The organism is Photorhabdus thracensis (genome assembly GCF_001010285.1).
In the GTDB taxonomy this organism is placed as follows: Bacteria; Pseudomonadota; Gammaproteobacteria; order Enterobacterales; family Enterobacteriaceae; genus Photorhabdus; species Photorhabdus temperata.
This window is the reverse complement of sequence record NZ_CP011104.1, coordinates 3039469-3056172: the sequence shown is the minus strand read 5'-3', so window position 1 is coordinate 3056172 and position 16704 is coordinate 3039469. Positions and strand designations below refer to the sequence as shown.

General features: G+C 42.9%; 18 protein-coding genes. 6 read left to right on the top strand and 12 right to left on the bottom strand.

Annotated features, from left to right (window positions below; translation table 11 throughout):
* The first annotated feature begins 7 nt into the window (after positions 1–7).
* Both VY86_RS13360 and VY86_RS13355 read left to right on the top strand, forming a co-directional pair.
* Entirely contained in the window at positions 8–1426 is a 1419-nt protein-coding gene (locus tag VY86_RS13360; RefSeq protein WP_046975302.1) for a glutamate synthase small subunit, read from the top strand.
* A gap of 226 nt (positions 1427–1652) precedes the next feature.
* Positions 1653–2165, top strand: coding sequence for a hypothetical protein (locus VY86_RS13355; RefSeq protein WP_046975301.1), 513 nt, complete (start codon positions 1653–1655; stop codon positions 2163–2165).
* A gap of 56 nt (positions 2166–2221) precedes the next feature.
* Here VY86_RS13355 and sspB read toward each other — a convergent pair whose 3' ends face one another.
* The 5 genes from sspB to zapE form a co-directional block, all read right to left on the bottom strand.
* Positions 2222–2731, bottom strand: coding sequence for a ClpXP protease specificity-enhancing factor (gene sspB, locus VY86_RS13350; RefSeq protein ID WP_046975300.1), 510 nt, complete (start codon positions 2729–2731; stop codon positions 2222–2224).
* Positions 2732–2735: 4 nt separating this feature from the next.
* A complete protein-coding gene (gene sspA, locus VY86_RS13345) occupies positions 2736–3377 on the bottom strand; it encodes a stringent starvation protein SspA (RefSeq protein WP_021323579.1) in 642 nt (213 codons plus the stop codon).
* A gap of 291 nt (positions 3378–3668) precedes the next feature.
* Positions 3669–4061 (bottom strand): 30S ribosomal protein S9, encoded by a 393-nt coding sequence (gene rpsI, locus VY86_RS13340; protein ID WP_012990148.1) that lies wholly within the window; start codon positions 4059–4061, stop codon positions 3669–3671.
* Between the two features lie 15 nt (positions 4062–4076).
* The gene (rplM, locus tag VY86_RS13335) at positions 4077–4505 is read right to left on the bottom strand and encodes a 50S ribosomal protein L13 (RefSeq protein ID WP_011148147.1); all 429 of its coding nucleotides are present in this window, start codon (positions 4503–4505) and stop codon (positions 4077–4079) included.
* Between the two features lie 254 nt (positions 4506–4759).
* Entirely contained in the window at positions 4760–5890 is a 1131-nt protein-coding gene (gene zapE, locus VY86_RS13330; RefSeq protein WP_046975299.1) for a cell division protein ZapE, read from the bottom strand.
* A 220-nt stretch (positions 5891–6110) separates the two neighbouring features.
* Between zapE and zapG the strand changes: the two genes are divergently transcribed.
* The 3 genes from zapG (at position 6111) to degS (ending at position 10546) form a co-directional block, all read left to right on the top strand.
* A complete protein-coding gene (gene zapG, locus VY86_RS13320) occupies positions 6111–6515 on the top strand; it encodes a Z-ring associated protein ZapG (protein WP_046975297.1) in 405 nt (134 codons plus the stop codon).
* A gap of 242 nt (positions 6516–6757) precedes the next feature.
* Positions 6758–8134 (top strand): serine endoprotease DegQ, encoded by a 1377-nt coding sequence (gene degQ, locus VY86_RS13315; RefSeq protein ID WP_046975296.1) that lies wholly within the window; start codon positions 6758–6760, stop codon positions 8132–8134.
* A 1353-nt stretch (positions 8135–9487) separates the two neighbouring features.
* Positions 9488–10546, top strand: a complete 1059-nt coding sequence (gene degS, locus VY86_RS13310; protein WP_046975295.1) for an outer membrane-stress sensor serine endopeptidase DegS — start codon at positions 9488–9490, stop codon at positions 10544–10546.
* A gap of 187 nt (positions 10547–10733) precedes the next feature.
* Here the strand turns inward: degS and murA are convergent, their stop codons facing one another.
* The 7 genes from murA to mlaF all read right to left on the bottom strand — a co-directional run bounded on the left by murA (position 10734) and on the right by mlaF (position 15499).
* Positions 10734–11987: a UDP-N-acetylglucosamine 1-carboxyvinyltransferase gene (gene murA, locus VY86_RS13305; RefSeq protein WP_046975294.1), complete on the bottom strand. Its 1254-nt coding sequence runs from the start codon at positions 11985–11987 to the stop codon at positions 10734–10736.
* A gap of 51 nt (positions 11988–12038) precedes the next feature.
* On the bottom strand, positions 12039–12293 hold the full coding sequence (ibaG, locus tag VY86_RS13300; RefSeq protein WP_046975293.1) for a BolA family iron metabolism protein IbaG: 255 nt from the start codon (positions 12291–12293) through the stop codon (positions 12039–12041).
* A 142-nt stretch (positions 12294–12435) separates the two neighbouring features.
* Entirely contained in the window at positions 12436–12729 is a 294-nt protein-coding gene (mlaB, locus tag VY86_RS13295) for a lipid asymmetry maintenance protein MlaB (protein ID WP_046975292.1), read from the bottom strand.
* Position 12730: 1 nt separating this feature from the next.
* The gene (gene mlaC / locus VY86_RS13290) at positions 12731–13360 is read right to left on the bottom strand and encodes a phospholipid-binding protein MlaC (RefSeq protein WP_046975291.1); all 630 of its coding nucleotides are present in this window, start codon (positions 13358–13360) and stop codon (positions 12731–12733) included.
* A gap of 22 nt (positions 13361–13382) precedes the next feature.
* Entirely contained in the window at positions 13383–13898 is a 516-nt protein-coding gene (mlaD, locus tag VY86_RS13285) for an outer membrane lipid asymmetry maintenance protein MlaD (protein ID WP_046975290.1), read from the bottom strand.
* 4 nt (positions 13899–13902) lie between these two features.
* Positions 13903–14685, bottom strand: a complete 783-nt coding sequence (gene mlaE, locus VY86_RS13280; protein ID WP_046976869.1) for a lipid asymmetry maintenance ABC transporter permease subunit MlaE — start codon at positions 14683–14685, stop codon at positions 13903–13905.
* Between the two features lie 10 nt (positions 14686–14695).
* Positions 14696–15499: a phospholipid ABC transporter ATP-binding protein MlaF gene (gene mlaF / locus VY86_RS13275; protein WP_046975289.1), complete on the bottom strand. Its 804-nt coding sequence runs from the start codon at positions 15497–15499 to the stop codon at positions 14696–14698.
* A 228-nt stretch (positions 15500–15727) separates the two neighbouring features.
* Between mlaF and VY86_RS13270 the strand changes: the two genes are divergently transcribed.
* Positions 15728–16702: a calcium/sodium antiporter gene (locus tag VY86_RS13270; RefSeq protein WP_046975288.1), complete on the top strand. Its 975-nt coding sequence runs from the start codon at positions 15728–15730 to the stop codon at positions 16700–16702.
* The last annotated feature ends 2 nt before the right edge of the window (positions 16703–16704 follow it).

The window sequence follows — 16704 nt, the reverse complement described above, 5'->3', positions numbered from 1 at the left end:
AGTCCAGATGAGCCAGAATGTATATCAGTTTATCGACTTACAACGCGTCGATCCGCCTAAAAAACCGCTGAAGATCCGCAAAATAGAATTTGTGGAAATCTATGAGTCATTTTCAGCAATTCAGGCACAAACCCAGGCAGATCGCTGCCTTTCCTGTGGTAATCCTTATTGCGAATGGAAATGTCCTGTCCATAATTACATTCCCAATTGGCTTAAACTTGCCAATGAAGGGCGCATCATGGAAGCCGCTGATTTATCCCATCAGACAAACAGCCTGCCGGAAGTTTGCGGACGCGTTTGTCCACAGGATCGCCTTTGCGAAGGCGCCTGTACTCTGAATGATGAGTTTGGTGCAGTCACTATTGGTAATATCGAACGTTACATTAACGATAAAGCGATTGCTATGGGCTGGAAGCCCGATATGTCACAAGTTCAGCCAACAGGCAAACAAGTTGCGATTATTGGTGCAGGCCCCGCAGGGCTGGCCTGTGCTGATGTATTAGCCCGTAATGGCGTACAAGCAGTCGTTTTTGATCGCCACCCGGAAATAGGCGGATTACTCACTTTTGGCATACCTGCATTTAAACTGGAAAAAGAGGTGATGGTACGCCGACGTAAAATTTTCTCTGAGATGGGAATTGAGTTCCGGCTCAATACTGAAATAGGCAAAGATATCGCCCTATCTGAACTGACAGAGCAATTTGATGCAGTATTTCTTGGTGTAGGAACCTATCAGTCAATGCACGGGGGACTGGCAAACGAAGATGCTGATGGCGTTTATGATGCACTGCCATTTCTGATTGCCAATACCCGGCACTTGATGGGGTATCCCCCCCTGCAATCACAGCCTTTCATTGATATGCAGGGTAAACGGGTCGTAGTTCTCGGTGGTGGAGATACGGCGATGGATTGCGTCAGAACGTCTATTCGCCAAAAAGCAGCTTCAGTTACCTGTGCTTACCGCCGTGACGAAGTTAACATGCCAGGCTCCCGCCGCGAGGTGAAAAATGCCAGGGAAGAAGGTGTGGAATTTCTGTTTAATCTGCAACCTCTCAGCATTGAAATCAACAGTTCAGGTCAAGTTTGTGGCATAAAAATGGTACGGACCCAATTAGGTAAACCTGATGAAAATGGACGCCGCCAGGCTGAAATTATCACCGGCTCCGAACATCTGCTCAAAGCTGACGCCGTGATTATGGCATTTGGTTTTAAACCACATACAATGAGCTGGTTAAATGATCATCAAATAGCGCTGGATAAACAGGGGCGTATCGTTGCACCTGAGTTCTCAGACATACCGTTCCAGACCAGCAATCCTCAGATATTTGCTGGCGGAGACGCCGTTCGCGGTTCAGATCTGGTTGTAACCGCAATTGCCGAAGGGCGTAAAGCTGCACAAGGCATTCTCGACCACCTCAATATCTAATAAACAAAGGGAGCTTTCCAGCTCCCAAACCTTCCTATTATCATCTCGATAATTTATATTAGCTGGACTATCTTTATATAAAGAGTGAATGTATTTAATGAACATTCCGTACTTACTGCTGTCATAATTAACATTTATGTGCATTTCATCTTGTTATAGTGGATTTTACCACTACCCTGATTCAGATAGCACTATACTTATTCAACTATAAACTCTGGAAACATTAATGAAATTAATTAAGTCTCTAATTTTGTTGTCTTTGGCATTACTTACTGGTACTAGTCTTCCGGTGCTTGCGTTGTCACGAAACGTTACACCCGATAATATCAATAAAGAGATTATAAATAGAGGTATCAACTCTGTCGTTGCAGAATTAGGGGAAACGGGAGCCAGACAAGAAATCACTCACAAAATTACGACTGGTGACCGTGACTGGATAAAACTGGCTTTTAAATTAACTCAAAGTATACATCTGGATTTTTCCAAAGAGATACGTTACGCACTCTCTATGGCATTAATTAATAATCCCGTTGATGTCCTTGCTACTGCCGATAAAGAAAACAACATATCATTGGCTGATATCTGTACAATCCCACCAGAACTTGAAACTAGAGAGAATAAAATAGAGTTTTTCAATAAAGTTAAAAATAGCTTAGGGTCTATCACAGACTACGAAGCTAAAAACAGAGCAGAAGAATGTTTCTGGGAGCTAGAGAAAACCTACAATGTGGAATTTTAATCAATAAATTTGAAAAAATAAGGAGGCAAATTGCCCCCTTTTTAGCGCTTGTTTTACTACTTTACTACCCGTAAAGCAGGACGCCCTTTTGTCGGTTTTGGTGGCTCATCCTCGGGTGAAGCTCCACTATTATCTTCAGCATCGCGGAGGGTATCCGTAACTAATACCAGGTTATCTGCCGCAAAAGCGCCGGCTTTATCATGCCCTGAAGTAGGCTCAAAAAGATATTCATCTTTATAAGCTGCTTCAGGCTCAAACATCATTCCTGCCCCATTTTCACGGCTATAAATAGCGATAACCGCCACCATTGGTACATTAATTTGACGGGGCATACCGCCAAAACGGGCATTGAAGCGTACTTCATCATTGGTTAACTCAAGATTACCAACAGCTCTCGGCGCGATATTCAGCACAATTTGCCCATCACGGGCATATTCCATTGGTACATTTACTCCACGTAAAGTCACGTCTACAACCAGATATGGAGTCATATCATTATCGAGTAACCACTCATAATGAGCACGCAACAAATAAGGGCGACGAGGAGACATTTGAGACAGCTCCATAAAATCAGTTCCTGGATTGCAAGCGCATTTCACGTTCAGCTTCGGTTAATGAAGCCAGGAATGCATCACGCTCAAAGACACGCTGCATGTAAATTTGTAAATCTTTGGTACCAGAACTCGGCAACTCTATACCCAGTTCAGGTAAACGCCATAGTAAAGGGGCAAGATAGCAATCAACCAAACTGAATTCTTCACTCATAAAGAATGGCATCTCTTTAAATATTGGCGCTACTGCCAGCAATTCTTCTGCTAATCGTTTACGGGCAGCATTGGCTTCCTGAGAATTACCTTTCTCAATAGTGTGCATCAGGGAATACCAGTCTTTCTCAATGCGGTGCATCATCAAACGACTGGAACCACGGGCAACCGGATACACTGGCATTAATGGCGGATGAGGAAAGCGCTCATCGAGATATTCCATAATGATGCGGGAGTCATACAGCGTCAGCTCACGGTCAACCAAAGTCGGAACTGTCTGATAAGGGTTCAGATCGATAAGGTCCTGTGGCAAATTACCTGCCTCAACCTGTTCAACTTCAACACTGACACCTTTTTCCGCCAGTACAATTCGCACTTGATGGCTAAAAATGTCGGCCGGGCCTGAAAACAGAGTCATTACCGAACGTTTGTTGGCAGCGACAGCCATGAAAACCTCCAAGTTTATCTAAAAAAGGAATGAATAGTCTCACGCTATAACGACTATTCCTACTCATTCATTCTCACCCCTTATGTTTCTGCGCCACAACGGTGAATACGGAATGCGCTACTCGACACAATGACTATCGTTCAGATAGTAGGCAGATAAATGGATGAGGCAAAAATTGGCACTAGTTTACCAGATTTTGTACATTTTGGGGGAAGTGTATGGATAATTAAGTAAAAAACCCGCCATCAAAGACGGGTTTGAACATTAAGTAATTGCCATAAAGACAAAAAATTAACGTTTGGAGAATTGTGGGCGGCGACGTGCTTTACGCAGACCAACTTTCTTACGTTCAACTTCACGAGCATCGCGGGTAACGAAGCCAGCTTTACGAAGATCAGAACGCAGAGTTTCGTCGTATGCCATCAGTGCACGGGTAATACCGTGACGGATTGCGCCTGCCTGACCAGAAATACCACCACCTTTAACGGTGATGTACAGATCCAGTTTACCCAACATATCAACCAGCTCGAGTGGCTGACGAACAACCATGCGTGCTGTTTCGCGGCCAAAGTAAACTTCGAGGCTACGTTGGTTGATTACGATGTTACCGCTACCTGGCTTAATAAAGACACGTGCGGAAGAGCTTTTGCGGCGACCAGTGCCGTAGTATTGATTTTCAGCCATTGCCTATAATCCCGATTAAATGTCCAGAACTTGCGGTTGCTGTGCCGCATGGTTGTGCTCGCTACCTGCGTAAACTTTCAGTTTACGGTACATTGCACGGCCCAGTGGCCCTTTTGGCAGCATGCCTTTAACCGCGATTTCAATTACACGCTCAGGACGGCGGGCAATCATCTCTTCAAAGGTCGCTTGCTTGATACCACCGATGTGACCAGTGTGGTGATAATAGATCTTATCAGAACGCTTGTTACCGGTTACAGCAACTTTTTCTGCGTTAACAATGATGATGTAATCACCGGTATCAACGTGCGGAGTGTATTCCGCTTTATGCTTGCCGCGTAGACGACGAGCCACTTCAGTTGCAAGACGGCCCAAAGTTTTGCCATCTGCGTCAACAACATACCAGTCGCGTTTCACGGTTTCTGGTTTAGCTGTAAAAGTTTTCATTAAAGCTTACCCAATAAATAAGTTACACGTTGGTGAACACTCAAGGTTCAAAAACTGCTGAGGTTCACACGACACTTGTCCAGCAAACCTACCCCTTCGAATAGCCTATGCCGGCACTATGCAAGTTTTTGGGAAAAAAAACATTGCTGTAACGTGGGGTCGCAAGATTATAGAGAAGTCACAAATAAAAATCGACCCCAATTTGAATTATTTAAAATCAACTTTAGTCCGAAATATACAGAATAAGCACAAGATTAAGGCAAATGAGGTAATTTCAGGTATTCTTCGCTTTGCATTTCCTGCAAACGAGACAAGCAACGCCGGTATTCGAAAGTCAGCAAAACCCCTTGGTAAATCTGTTCCATCGGCACCGCGGCATTAATTATCAGTTTTACCCGACGCTCGTAGAATTCATCAACCAGCGCCAGGAAACGTCGGGCAGCATTTTCATTACCAGGCATTATCGCCGGAACCTGATATAACAAAACAGTGTGATAAAGTTTTGATAAAACAATATAGTCCACCTGACTACGGGCATCTTCACACAAGACTTTAAATCCAATTGCCAATACACCATCGGCGCTGCGAATGGCCGGCATCTGCCGATGATTAATTTCCAACACCGGGGCTTGCTCACTGCTTTTACCAACCAAACGGATAAATATTCGATCCATAGCCTGTTCATTATTTTCATTCAGCGGTGTGAAATAGAGATGAGCCTGTGTCAAAGTACGCAGCCGGTAATCAATACCTGAATCCACATTCATTACGTCACAATATTTTTTAATCTGCTCAATAGCAGGTAAAAAACGAGCTCGCTGTAAACCATTACGGTAGAGCTCATCAGGAGGAATATTGGACGTAGCAATCAACGTGATCCCCCTGACAAACAGAGCTTCCAACAATGTACCAAGGATCATGGCATCCGTAATATCAGAAACAAAGAATTCATCAAAACAGAGCACATCGGTTTCTGCTTTAAAACCATCCGCCACAATATCCAGCGGATCCTCATGCCCCTGTAACGCCTTTAATTCTTCATGCACCCGCAGCATAAAGCGATGAAAATGCAAACGCAGTTTTCTTTCACCCGGCAAACTCTGGTAAAACATATCCATTAACCACGTTTTCCCTCTGCCAACCCCCCCCCACATATAGAGCCCTTGAACAGGTGTACAGGTCGTTGAAGTCTGCTTGCCTAATAGTTTATTCAGGCGCTCTTTCAAGCTTTTTCGCTTCGCTGGATTGCCGGGAGAAGTATTAATCAGGGCGTAGTGAATAACATCCAATTGAGCGACGACACGACGTTGGATATCATCTGGCTGGTATTCCCCCTTAGAAAGGGCTTTCTGATAGAATGACGAAGGGATAATCAATGATGGCATGACAAAAAAATCCTTAAAAAATAATTGCCCGTTTTTTATCGTTTTTATGATTCAGATTGACCTTATCACCGGATCAATTGTCTACAATAAGGTTCAGAATAAGGTCTACAAACAATATGTAAATCATGATCAATATTCCACTCTAACTAGATTAACGGTTATAGTGACGATAATTAAGTGAAACATTCTGCTGAACAACGATGTTGATGAAGGAGTAGCTATGACTTGGGAGTATGCACTGATTGGATTAGTAGTTGGTTTTGTTATTGGAGCGCTGGTCATGCGCTTTAGTAACACTAAGCTGCGCCAGCAGGGAGCCTTACAAACTGAACTGGAGAATAATAGATCAGAACTGGAAGAGTATCGTAAAGAATTAGTCGGCCATTTTGCCCACAGTGCAGAATTACTCGATAATATGGCCCGCGATTATCGTCAGTTGTATCAGCATATGGCCAAAAGCTCCCACGAGCTGATGCCGAATATGCCAGTACAAGAAAATCCATTCAATTATCGACTAACTGAATCAGAAGCAGATAATGATCAGGCTCCAGTTAAAATGCCACCAAGAGATTACTCTGATGGTGCCTCCGGCCTGTTCCGCCCGGTTAATGAAAAAAACCAGTAAATATTTCTGCTGTGGCATGTTTTGTGCCACAGCATTAATTCCAAATGCAAGATCTGTTCTTTCACCTGCAAAAAGTTTTGTTTTTTTATTCTTCAATCATGTAAATCCCTGTAAAAAATCGTGCAAAGTCTGTTTGCCAGATGAACTTTACTTAATAATTAACAGTCATAGAGTAATCATGGCAACTTGCCTGAATTAACTTATTAGCCTTCTGGCTTAGGTATACAAGAGAACGAAATGAGATGAAAAGAAAAAACTTATTCCTTAGTGCGTTAGCAATCAGTATTGGGTTATCCATAGCTTCCGTTCCTGCTATCAGTAGCGCTGCGTTGCCCGCTGCTATTGCCGGTCAGGAGTTGCCAAGCCTTGCACCGATGCTTGAAAAAGTATTGCCGGCAGTTGTCAGCGTGCATGTTTCCGGTACTCAGGTACAACAGGAGCAGAGTATACCTGAAGAGTTCAGGTTCTTCTTTGGCCCGAATCTGCCAATGGGCCGTGAAAGTACCCGCCCATTTCAGGGGCTTGGCTCAGGTGTCATCATTGACGCCGCCAAAGGTTATATATTGACCAACAACCACGTTATTGAGAATGCGGATAAAATCCGTGTGCAACTGAACGATGGGCGTGAATATGAAGCTAAACTGTTAGGTCGCGACGCTCAAACTGATATCGCCTTGCTGCAACTGAAAGATGCCAAGAATTTAACGGCAATCACAATAGCCGATTCCGATAAGCTCCGGGTTGGTGATTTTGCTGTCGCGGTGGGTAATCCATTTGGTCTTGGTCAAACTGCAACCTCGGGAATTATCTCGGCGTTAGGACGCAGCGGTCTGAATCTGGAAGGGTTAGAAAACTTTATCCAAACCGATGCCTCTATAAACCGTGGTAACTCCGGTGGTGCACTGGTTAATCTAAACGGCGAATTAATTGGTATCAACACAGCAATTCTGGCTCCAGGTGGCGGTAACATCGGTATCGGCTTTGCCATCCCAAGTAATATGGCAAAAACCCTAAGTGAGCAGCTTATCGCTCATGGTGAAGTCAAACGCGGTATTCTCGGTATCAAAGGTACTGAAATGAATGCCGATATCGCCAAGGCATTCAATATTGATGCCCAGCGCGGTGCATTTGTCAGTGAAGTATTGCCAAAATCCGCGGCAGCGAAAGCAGGCATTAAATCCGGTGATATTCTGGTTTCTGTTGATGGTAAGAAGATCAATAGCTTTGCTGAACTGAAAGCCAAAATTGGTACGACTGTACCAGGTAAAGAAATTAAAATTGGCTTATTGCGTAAAGGCAAACCAATGGAAGTTTCCGTTATTCTGGAAAATAGTGAAGGTCAAACTACCAAAGCTGGAAACCTAACGCTTGCCCTGCAAGGCGCAACTCTGAGCAATGGTGAAGTGAAAGGGAATCTCGGTGTGAAAATCGATAGTGTCATGCAAAACTCACCTGCGGCGATGTCTGGTTTACAGAAAAGTGACCTGATTGTTGGGATCAATAATGAACGGGTACAGAACATTAACGAACTGCGCAAAGTTATTGATTCTAAACCTCCGGTAATAGCGCTGAACATTCTTCGCGGTGACGAAAGTATCTATCTGTTACTGAGAAATTAATACGTTTAGGTTGAAAAACGCGATCTAATTCCAGCATAAGGCACGGCGTAATGCAGTGTCTTATGCAAAAGGAGTTTGCGATCGGCAAGTTGCTTTTTTTGGCGATTAGTTAGCTAAGGGTAAAAAAAACAGACATCCATTAATGCCAGATTTTTAAAAGGTACAGAGTGACTAAAAACGTCTTATTCCCTGTCATATTTAATGTATTCATCGACAATATTATCCTCACTTATTTTACATTTATCTGTCCTGCCATAACCATTTAAAAGCACAAAATAGAGATATTAAAGCTTTTATATAAAAGACGGTTTTAACTATAAGTGCAGATTTTTTAAAATACGTTAATTAAATTTAATCAAACCCATCAACCATTAACATAAAATTGAAAATAAATCAGCGAGAAAAAATATTATCCTAAAAAACATAAAAGGGTGTCTTTATACCATCAGACTATTTACAGGTTGATTTATGAAGATAAAATAAAAGATTACGATTTATAAAAACTGCTCAGAATTACCAGTAAAACAGTGTCAGTGAAGATAAAAAGTGAGCATAATTAACGTTGATAAAACGTAAAACACAATATACCATGATGATTAAACTCAAGAAAAAACAGATGTTAAAGGTAGTGAAAACAACGGTTAAAACCTTATTATACCGATTAAAACCAGAGTTTAAAACATGATTTTTAATAACAGTTTAAAACCTGACCATCATAAAGCCATCAATGAAAAATGAGAAAAAGAATTGGTTTTATTAATGCTTATAAATAAGATTCCAAAATAGCGCTACATCTTATACTACTCATAATTCTATGTATAACAATGGGTTGAAGAAGGCCATGTAGCAGAATTATGAAACGTTATTTATACCCCGTAGAAAAGAAAAAATAAGAATATTAAATAGATTAATCAGACAATATATTTTAAAAAAGGAACCAACTTTAATAATGTTTTCAACCAAGGAATAAACTTTCCCATAAGCCAGTTAAATAATTGCCCATGAATAACAAAATACACAAATAAATGATTTAACTGAATACGAACTAGATTATTTTCAGCGTTATTATGTTGCATTTATCATGCAACGCCGAGTTAATTTACCGATCGATTTAAACATAATTTAAACATATATAGTTGGATGACGTTAAATGAAAATCATATGAAGATCCTATTTTAATAAATAAACGATTTTATTTTGACAACCAAAGCCTTTTCAAAATGACATTCACTAAAAACTCAACAGTGATAGTCGGATGCTAAAAGTCAGCAATCTGGGATACAGTGCAATGCTGTGTTTGTTAATTTCTATGTTATCCTGCAATGACTCATTAACTCATACTGAATAATACCCATGATTGCCAAGTTACTGCGCTCTGCTTTTTTAGGATTACTTGTAGCTATAATTTTGCTGATTACCATTCCATCACTGCGCCCTAGCGGGCTGGTTTCTGCAATCACCAGCAACAATAGTGATGAAGTTCCATTCAGCTTTAATAAAGGTGTCCGCAGGGCAGCCCCCGCAGTGGTTAACGTCTACAGCAGCAACATGGGGAGTTTTTCTCATGAAGGCAGGGAAAATCATACTCTGGGCTCTGGCGTCATCATGAGTGATAAGGGCTATATTCTTACTAATAAACACGTCATTAATAATGCAGGGCAAATTATTGTTGCACTACAAGATGGTCATTTTTATGAAGCCTTGGTCATCGGCTCTGACAGTTTAACGGATCTTGCAGTTCTGAAAATTGACGCCGAGAATCTGCCTGTTATTACTATCAATCCAAATAGAGTAGCCCATGTGGGAGATATCGTTCTGGCTATTGGTAACCCTTACAATTTAGGACAAACCATTACCCAAGGGATTATTAGTGCTACCGGTCGCGTTGGATTAAGCCCTACCCGACGCCAAAACTTTCTCCAGACAGATGCTTCCATTAATCAAGGTAACTCTGGTGGTGCGTTAATTAATACCCTTGGTGAATTGGTGGGCATCAATACATTATCATTTGATAAAAGTGAAAACGGTGAAACACCAGAAGGGTTGGGTTTTGCTATTCCTACTGAACTCGCCACAAAGATTATGCAGAAACTTATTCGTGACGGACGGGTTATCCGGGGCTTTATCGGCATAGCGTCACAAGAACTCCCATATATTCGCTCTTATAACGGCAATATTAATCAGATTCAGGGACTACGGGTATTCCAGGTTACCCCAAATGGACCCGCCCAAACAGCCGGTATTAAGGTCGGTGATATCATTACCAGTGTAAATAACAAGCCTGCTATTTCTGCGGCTGAAACAATGGATCAAGTGGCTGAAATACACCCCGGCAGCGTTGTTCCTGTGACTTTATTGCGTAATGGGAAAGTGCTGTCACTGCAAGTGACGATTGCAGAATTTGATGAATAATTACCCAGTGAAAATTTCTCAATCAAAGTCGTAATGATGGGTAGATCGTAATAGCACATAAATATTTTTTATCGGCTTGAGCCATGCACCCTGCGAATACACCTTACTTCTCCACCCATCATCAACCTGGTTTTTTTAAACTACATCGCTTCCTGTTGCCAAATAAAGAAACAAAATCACTTCTCGCTTATTTCAATCGTTCAATATCCGCACCAAGCCCGCGCAGTTTATCTTCGATATGTTCATAACCGCGGTCAATATGATAGATACGGTCAACAACAGTCACACCTTCCGCAACACAACCCGCCAGAACCAGACTCGCAGATGCACGTAAATCAGTCGCCATTACCTGAGCACCAGACAACTTTTTGACACCATGACAAAGCACTGTATTACTTTCAATTTCCGCATGAGCCCCCATACGAATTAATTCAGGGATATGCATGAAACGGTTTTCGAAAATAGTTTCGGTGATCATACCAACCCCTTCAGCAACCAAATTCAGTAAGCTGAACTGGGCTTGCATATCTGTCGGGAAACCGGGATGTGGAGCAGTACGTAATGTCACAGCTTTGGGCCGTTTACCGTGCATATCAAGGCTTATCCAGTCCTTACCAATTTCAATATCAGCACCCGCCTCACGCAATTTAGCCAATACTGCATCCAGTGTATCAGGTTGAGCATGACGGCAAATAACCTTACCGCCGGATATCGCAGCCGCAATCAGGAATGTACCTGTCTCAATACGATCGGGTAATACCCGGTATACACCACCACCAAGACGTTCTACGCCTTCAATGATGATATGGTCAGTACCTGCCCCTGTAATTTTTGCGCCCAAAGTATTGAGGAAATTGGCGGTATCTTCAATTTCAGGTTCGCGTGCCGCATTCTCAATAACCGTTGTCCCTTCCGCCAGTGTTGCCGCAGTCATAATCGTGACTGTCGCCCCGACACTGACTTTATCCATCACAATGCAAGCCCCTTTCAGACGTCCATTAACGGAAGCTTTAACATAGCCCTCTTCCAGCACAATTTCAGCACCTAACTGTTCCAGACCACTGATATGCAGATCAACCGGGCGTGCGCCGATAGCACAACCACCTGGCAAAGAAACTTGCCCCTGACCAAAACGCGCGACCAAAGGACCTAACGCCCAAATAGAGGCACGCATCGTTTTTACCAGATCGTAAGGCGCGCAATATTGATTCACACTGCTAGCATCCACAAAGACAGAACCATTACGCTCAATTTTGGTCCCAAGGCGATTCAATAATTTGATAGTGGTATCAATATCTTTCAGTTCTGGAACATTTTGCAATTCAACAGGCTCTTCAGCCAATAACGTGGCGAACAGGATTGGCAGTGCAGCATTTTTTGCCCCGGAAATAGAAACCTCACCCGACAGACGAGTTGGTCCCTTCACACGAAATTTATCCATCTGTGATGACTCTCTTTATATAATTTGCTGTTCGCGGCGAGGCAAACAACATTAAAAACCGTTGAGCTTACGATCCCGTTTCCAATCATCCGGTGTATAAGCTTTAATTGACAGGGCATGAATACGATTATCAGCAATGTATTCCATCAAAGGCGCATAAACGGCTTGCTGCTGTTTTACCCGGCTCATGCCAGCAAACATTTCACCAACCACAATAACCTGGAAATGGCTGCCATCTCCGTTAACGATGACTTCATCCAGTGCTAATTTATCCACCAGCACTTGTTTAATCTCATTGGTATCCATAATTGCTCAATTCTGTAGTTAGAAATAATAGACCGTCGTCTATCCTAATAGAATCCGACTTACTCTTAAACAATGAAAACGCCCTTGTAACATTTTTGCTTACAAGGGCGCTTATTATACAGATAATTACTGAGATTTTCGGCTAGCTATCCATGATAATTTCTTGCAAATCGTAAAGCGTAATCAAGGTGCCAAGCCGTTCACTGACGCCGGAAAAGAGCAGTTTAACCCCTTCCTTTCGCATATGATGTTTAAAACGGATTAAAAGAGCCAACCCAGTAGAATCCACATGCTCAAGCTGTGACACATTGATACCGTTGATACCGGCCAGTAATTTTTCTTTTTGCTGCCAGAGAGGCAGCAAAGTGTCACGATCCAAAATACCTTTGAGGATCAATGTTTGCCCTGTTCTTTCCCAGCTCAGACTCTCATTCATGTTACTTTTTCTCTTCCAGCGTAATGGGCTGCCGGGCACTGATTTCAAGTTGCTTAGTCAAACCATCAATACCTTGCTGACGTAAGATAGAAGCCCATTCACTCTGTTTAGTTGTAATCATACTGACGCCTTCAGCAATCATATCGTATGCCTGCCAATGACCTGTTTTGCTGTTTTTACGCCACTGAAAATCAAGGCGAACGGGCGGGCGACCATTCGAATCAATGATAGTGACACGAATCGCAACGATATTGTTGTCTCCTAATGGTTTTTCAGGATCAATCTGATAAGTTTGATTGTGATACATTGCCAGGGCCTGCCCATAAACCTGCTCAAGGTAAGATTCAAATGCGGTAAAATAAGCCTCGCGCTGTGCTGGCGTCGAATCTTTATAATAGCTCCCCAGAACTAATGCCCCAGCATATTTAATATGTACATAGGGCAGTAATTCTTCTTTCACCACCTGGCGCAAATAATCTGGATTTTGACGAATTTGTGATTGACTATTCTTCAAACGGGTAAACGTCTTTTCTGCCGCATCCTGCATCAACTTGTAAGGGTTCGTCTGATCAACTGCGCTAGCGAATGGCGCTACCACCAACAGTGCCACCATTAATAATCTCTTCAACATAATTGGTTCCTCTTAATGATATTTAATTGCGGATTGGTGCTGGAGTATGTACTGCGCCACTCTGGACGTTATCGCCCCCCTTATACAAGAATTGACCAATCAGATCCTCAAGTACCATTGCTGATTTGGTATCCTGCACGCGGTCCCCCTCTTTCAGGATGCCGGTTCCCATGTCTGGATCTTCAAACCCCATATTCAGGGCAATATATTGTTCACCCAATAGACCAGAAGTGCGGATGGAAAGAGAACTGGTATCAGGGATACGGTCATATTGCTTCATGATATCCAGCGCCACCTGCGGTGTATAAGTTTTTTCATCAAGAGAGATAGTTGCAACACGACCAATCACCACACCACCAATTTTTACCGGTGAGCGCACTTTAAGACCGCCGATATTGTCAAAAGTTGCGTATAAACGGTAAGTCGGTTGGTTACCGACCGATTTAATATCTGCCACTTTCAGGCATAAAAAGACGATTGCAGCCAGTGCAATCAAGACAAAAAACCCAACCCAAATTTCAATTTTCTTGCTTTGCATTGACTTAATTCCCAAACATGAGTGCTGTCAGCACAAAATCCAAACCTAAAACGGCTAACGACGCATGAACCACCGTTCTGGTTGTTGCCCGGCTGATCCCTTCTGAGGTGGGGATCGCATCATAACCATTAAATAAAGCAATCCAGGTCACGGTAATGGCGAAAACGACGCTTTTAATAAAACAGTTAAGCAAATCTTTCTGCCACTCTATAGCAGACTGCATTGCAGACCAGAAGAAACCGCTGTCGATCCCCTTCCAATCAACACCAACCACTGCGCCACCCCAAATGCCTACAGCCACAAAAATCAAGGATAATAACGGCATACTGATAAACCCAGCCCAGAAACGGGGTGCTATCACACGCCGTAATGGATCTACCGCCATCATCTCCAGACTGGAAATTTGTTCCGTGGCTTTCATTAAACCTATTTCTGCGGTTAACGCTGATCCTGCACGGCCGGCAAACAACAATGCAGTGACAACCGGCCCCAATTCACGTAACAGAGACAGCGCCACCATCATGCCAAGACTGGCTTCCGCGCTGTAGGTTGTCAGTATCAGATATCCCTGTAAGCCGAGCACCATGCCAATAAATAATCCTGAAACCATGATAATCAACAATGACCGAACACCCACGCTGTAAAGCTGTTGTCGAAGTAATGGCCATTGTCTGGCAGGTTCTGGCTTGCCAATTACCGCGCTAAACAGCATAAAACCTGCACGACCAAAAGAGGCGAATACCTCAATGACCCGCCTGCCAAGTGCCGCCAGCGCCTGTGTTAACATCAACATGACATTATCCTAATAACTCAGTTTTATAATCCCCTGCCGGGAAACGGAAAGGGACCGGCCCATCAGCAATGCCATCGAGAAATTGCCGTACCCGCTGATCAGAATTAGACTGCAACTGTTGAGCGGTACCCTCTGCAATAATCTGTTGTTCAGCCATAATATAAGCATAATCTGCAATGCTCAGAACTTCCGGCACATCGTGGGAAACAACCACACAGGTCACACCCAGCGCCTTATTCAGTTCATCAATGAGTTTCACCAAAACCCCCATCGTAATCGGGTCCTGACCAACAAAAGGCTCATCAAACATAATCAGATCAGGATCAAGTGCAATGGCGCGAGCCAGAGCAGCACGCCTTGCCATACCACCGGAAAGTTCAGAAGGCATCAAATTCGCGGCGCCACGTAACCCAACAGCCTCCAATTTCATCATGACAGTCGTCTGTATAATTTCTTCAGGCAGATTCGTATGTTCACGCAGCGGAAAAGCGACGTTCTCAAAAACATTCAGATCAGTGAATAATGCCCCAGACTGAAACAACATACTCATCTTCTTACGGGCAGCATACAAACGAGAACGGGATAAAACAGGAATATTATCGCCATCAAACCAGATCTCTCCCCGCTCAGGACGCAACTGACCGCCAATCAACCGTAATAGTGTTGTTTTCCCTATCCCAGAAGGCCCCATAATTGCAGTGACTTTTCCTTTGGGCACCGCCAGATTAATATCAGCAAAAATCGGACGGTTACCACGGGTAAAATACATGCCACGGATCTCGATGAGATTTGCTGTTTGTTGACTCATTATTGATAGACCTTAACGGTTAATAAATTGGCTTTATATTTGGTTCATATATTAATCACATATACTACAAAAAAACTTGAGAATTTTCGCTACCAAAGTTGTGACAAATTTTACTTTTCCATCCTCCGCCGTCAGAATATACCCCATCTAACTGAACAAACAATTTTTGTTTAAGAAATCAACCAACGTTAATATTAAATTCGGAATATACCTTACAAGGGACGCTCCATGCTTCTGACCTTTTTACTCTTAATTACCGGGTTGATTTTACTGGTATATGGTTCCGATAGATTAGTATATGGTGCTGCAATTTTTGCCCGTACTCTGGGACTGCCTCCCTTTATTATTGGTACTACCATTGTTGGCATCGGAACGTCTCTGCCCGAATTAATGGTTTCAGTTACTGCCATGCTGGATAACCAACCTGATATGGCTGTTGGTAATGTTATTGGCTCCAACATTACCAATCTGCTGCTGATAACCGGCGCTGCTGCATTTATTCGCCCACTGGAAGTAAAATCAGAAATGCTGCGGCAGGAACTGCCTTTAATGCTGCTGATCACTGCTTTCTGTGGTTATTTGATGAGTGATAACTATCTCAGCCGGATGGACGGGTTAGTATTACTGGCTTCTGCCATTGCGTATATATTACTGATGATAAAAATGGCTGCTCTGCCACGCTGTACCGAAGCTGATATTTACACACAAGAGCAGGTTTCTGAATTACCGCTGGAAGGCAATAAACGCATTGCCCTGCTTTGGATACTCTTAGGGTTGATTATTTTACCTATGGCAACCCGCATGGTTATTGATAATGCAACGGTTATTGCCCGCATTTATGGTATTAGTGAATTAGTTATCGGGCTTACTGTGCTTGCAGTCGGCACCAGTCTGCCAGAATTAGCGACCTCTATTGCAGCCGCGTTCAAAGGGGAAGATGATATTGCATTCGGGAATATTATAGGTTCGAATATATTCAATATATCAATTGTTTTGGGCCTTCCCGCATTACTCTCACCAGCAGCCATTTCACCTGAATCTTTCCACCGTGATTTTTGGGTAATGATGGTAGCCAGCACAATATTTGCTGCATTTTGTCTGGGTCGTAAACACCGGTTAAACCGATTTAAAGGTGTCCTGTTATTAAGCTGCTTTATCGCTTATTTTATCGTGCTGTTTATTTGCAATTACAGTATTGAATAAAC

Excerpts from the sequence above, each read along its gene's own strand:
- VY86_RS13360 (WP_046975302.1), top strand. The coding sequence starts at position 8 with ATGAGCCAGAATGTATATCAGTTTATCGACTTACAACGCGTCGATCCG.
- VY86_RS13355 (WP_046975301.1), top strand. The coding sequence starts at position 1,653 with ATGAAATTAATTAAGTCTCTAATTTTGTTGTCTTTGGCATTACTTACT.
- sspB (WP_046975300.1), bottom strand. The coding sequence starts at position 2,731 with ATGGAGCTGTCTCAAATGTCTCCTCGTCGCCCTTATTTGTTGCGTGCT.
- sspA (WP_021323579.1), bottom strand. The coding sequence starts at position 3,377 with ATGGCTGTCGCTGCCAACAAACGTTCGGTAATGACTCTGTTTTCAGGC.
- rpsI (WP_012990148.1), bottom strand. The coding sequence starts at position 4,061 with ATGGCTGAAAATCAATACTACGGCACTGGTCGCCGCAAAAGCTCTTCC.
- rplM (WP_011148147.1), bottom strand. The coding sequence starts at position 4,505 with ATGAAAACTTTTACAGCTAAACCAGAAACCGTGAAACGCGACTGGTAT.
- zapE (WP_046975299.1), bottom strand. The coding sequence starts at position 5,890 with ATGCCATCATTGATTATCCCTTCGTCATTCTATCAGAAAGCCCTTTCT.
- zapG (WP_046975297.1), top strand. The coding sequence starts at position 6,111 with ATGACTTGGGAGTATGCACTGATTGGATTAGTAGTTGGTTTTGTTATT.
- degQ (WP_046975296.1), top strand. The coding sequence starts at position 6,758 with ATGAAAAGAAAAAACTTATTCCTTAGTGCGTTAGCAATCAGTATTGGG.
- degS (WP_046975295.1), top strand. The coding sequence starts at position 9,488 with ATGATTGCCAAGTTACTGCGCTCTGCTTTTTTAGGATTACTTGTAGCT.
- murA (WP_046975294.1), bottom strand. The coding sequence starts at position 11,987 with ATGGATAAATTTCGTGTGAAGGGACCAACTCGTCTGTCGGGTGAGGTT.
- ibaG (WP_046975293.1), bottom strand. The coding sequence starts at position 12,293 with ATGGATACCAATGAGATTAAACAAGTGCTGGTGGATAAATTAGCACTG.
- mlaB (WP_046975292.1), bottom strand. The coding sequence starts at position 12,729 with ATGAATGAGAGTCTGAGCTGGGAAAGAACAGGGCAAACATTGATCCTC.
- mlaC (WP_046975291.1), bottom strand. The coding sequence starts at position 13,360 with ATGTTGAAGAGATTATTAATGGTGGCACTGTTGGTGGTAGCGCCATTC.
- mlaD (WP_046975290.1), bottom strand. The coding sequence starts at position 13,898 with ATGCAAAGCAAGAAAATTGAAATTTGGGTTGGGTTTTTTGTCTTGATT.
- mlaE (WP_046976869.1), bottom strand. The coding sequence starts at position 14,685 with ATGTTAACACAGGCGCTGGCGGCACTTGGCAGGCGGGTCATTGAGGTA.
- mlaF (WP_046975289.1), bottom strand. The coding sequence starts at position 15,499 with ATGAGTCAACAAACAGCAAATCTCATCGAGATCCGTGGCATGTATTTT.
- VY86_RS13270 (WP_046975288.1), top strand. The coding sequence starts at position 15,728 with ATGCTTCTGACCTTTTTACTCTTAATTACCGGGTTGATTTTACTGGTA.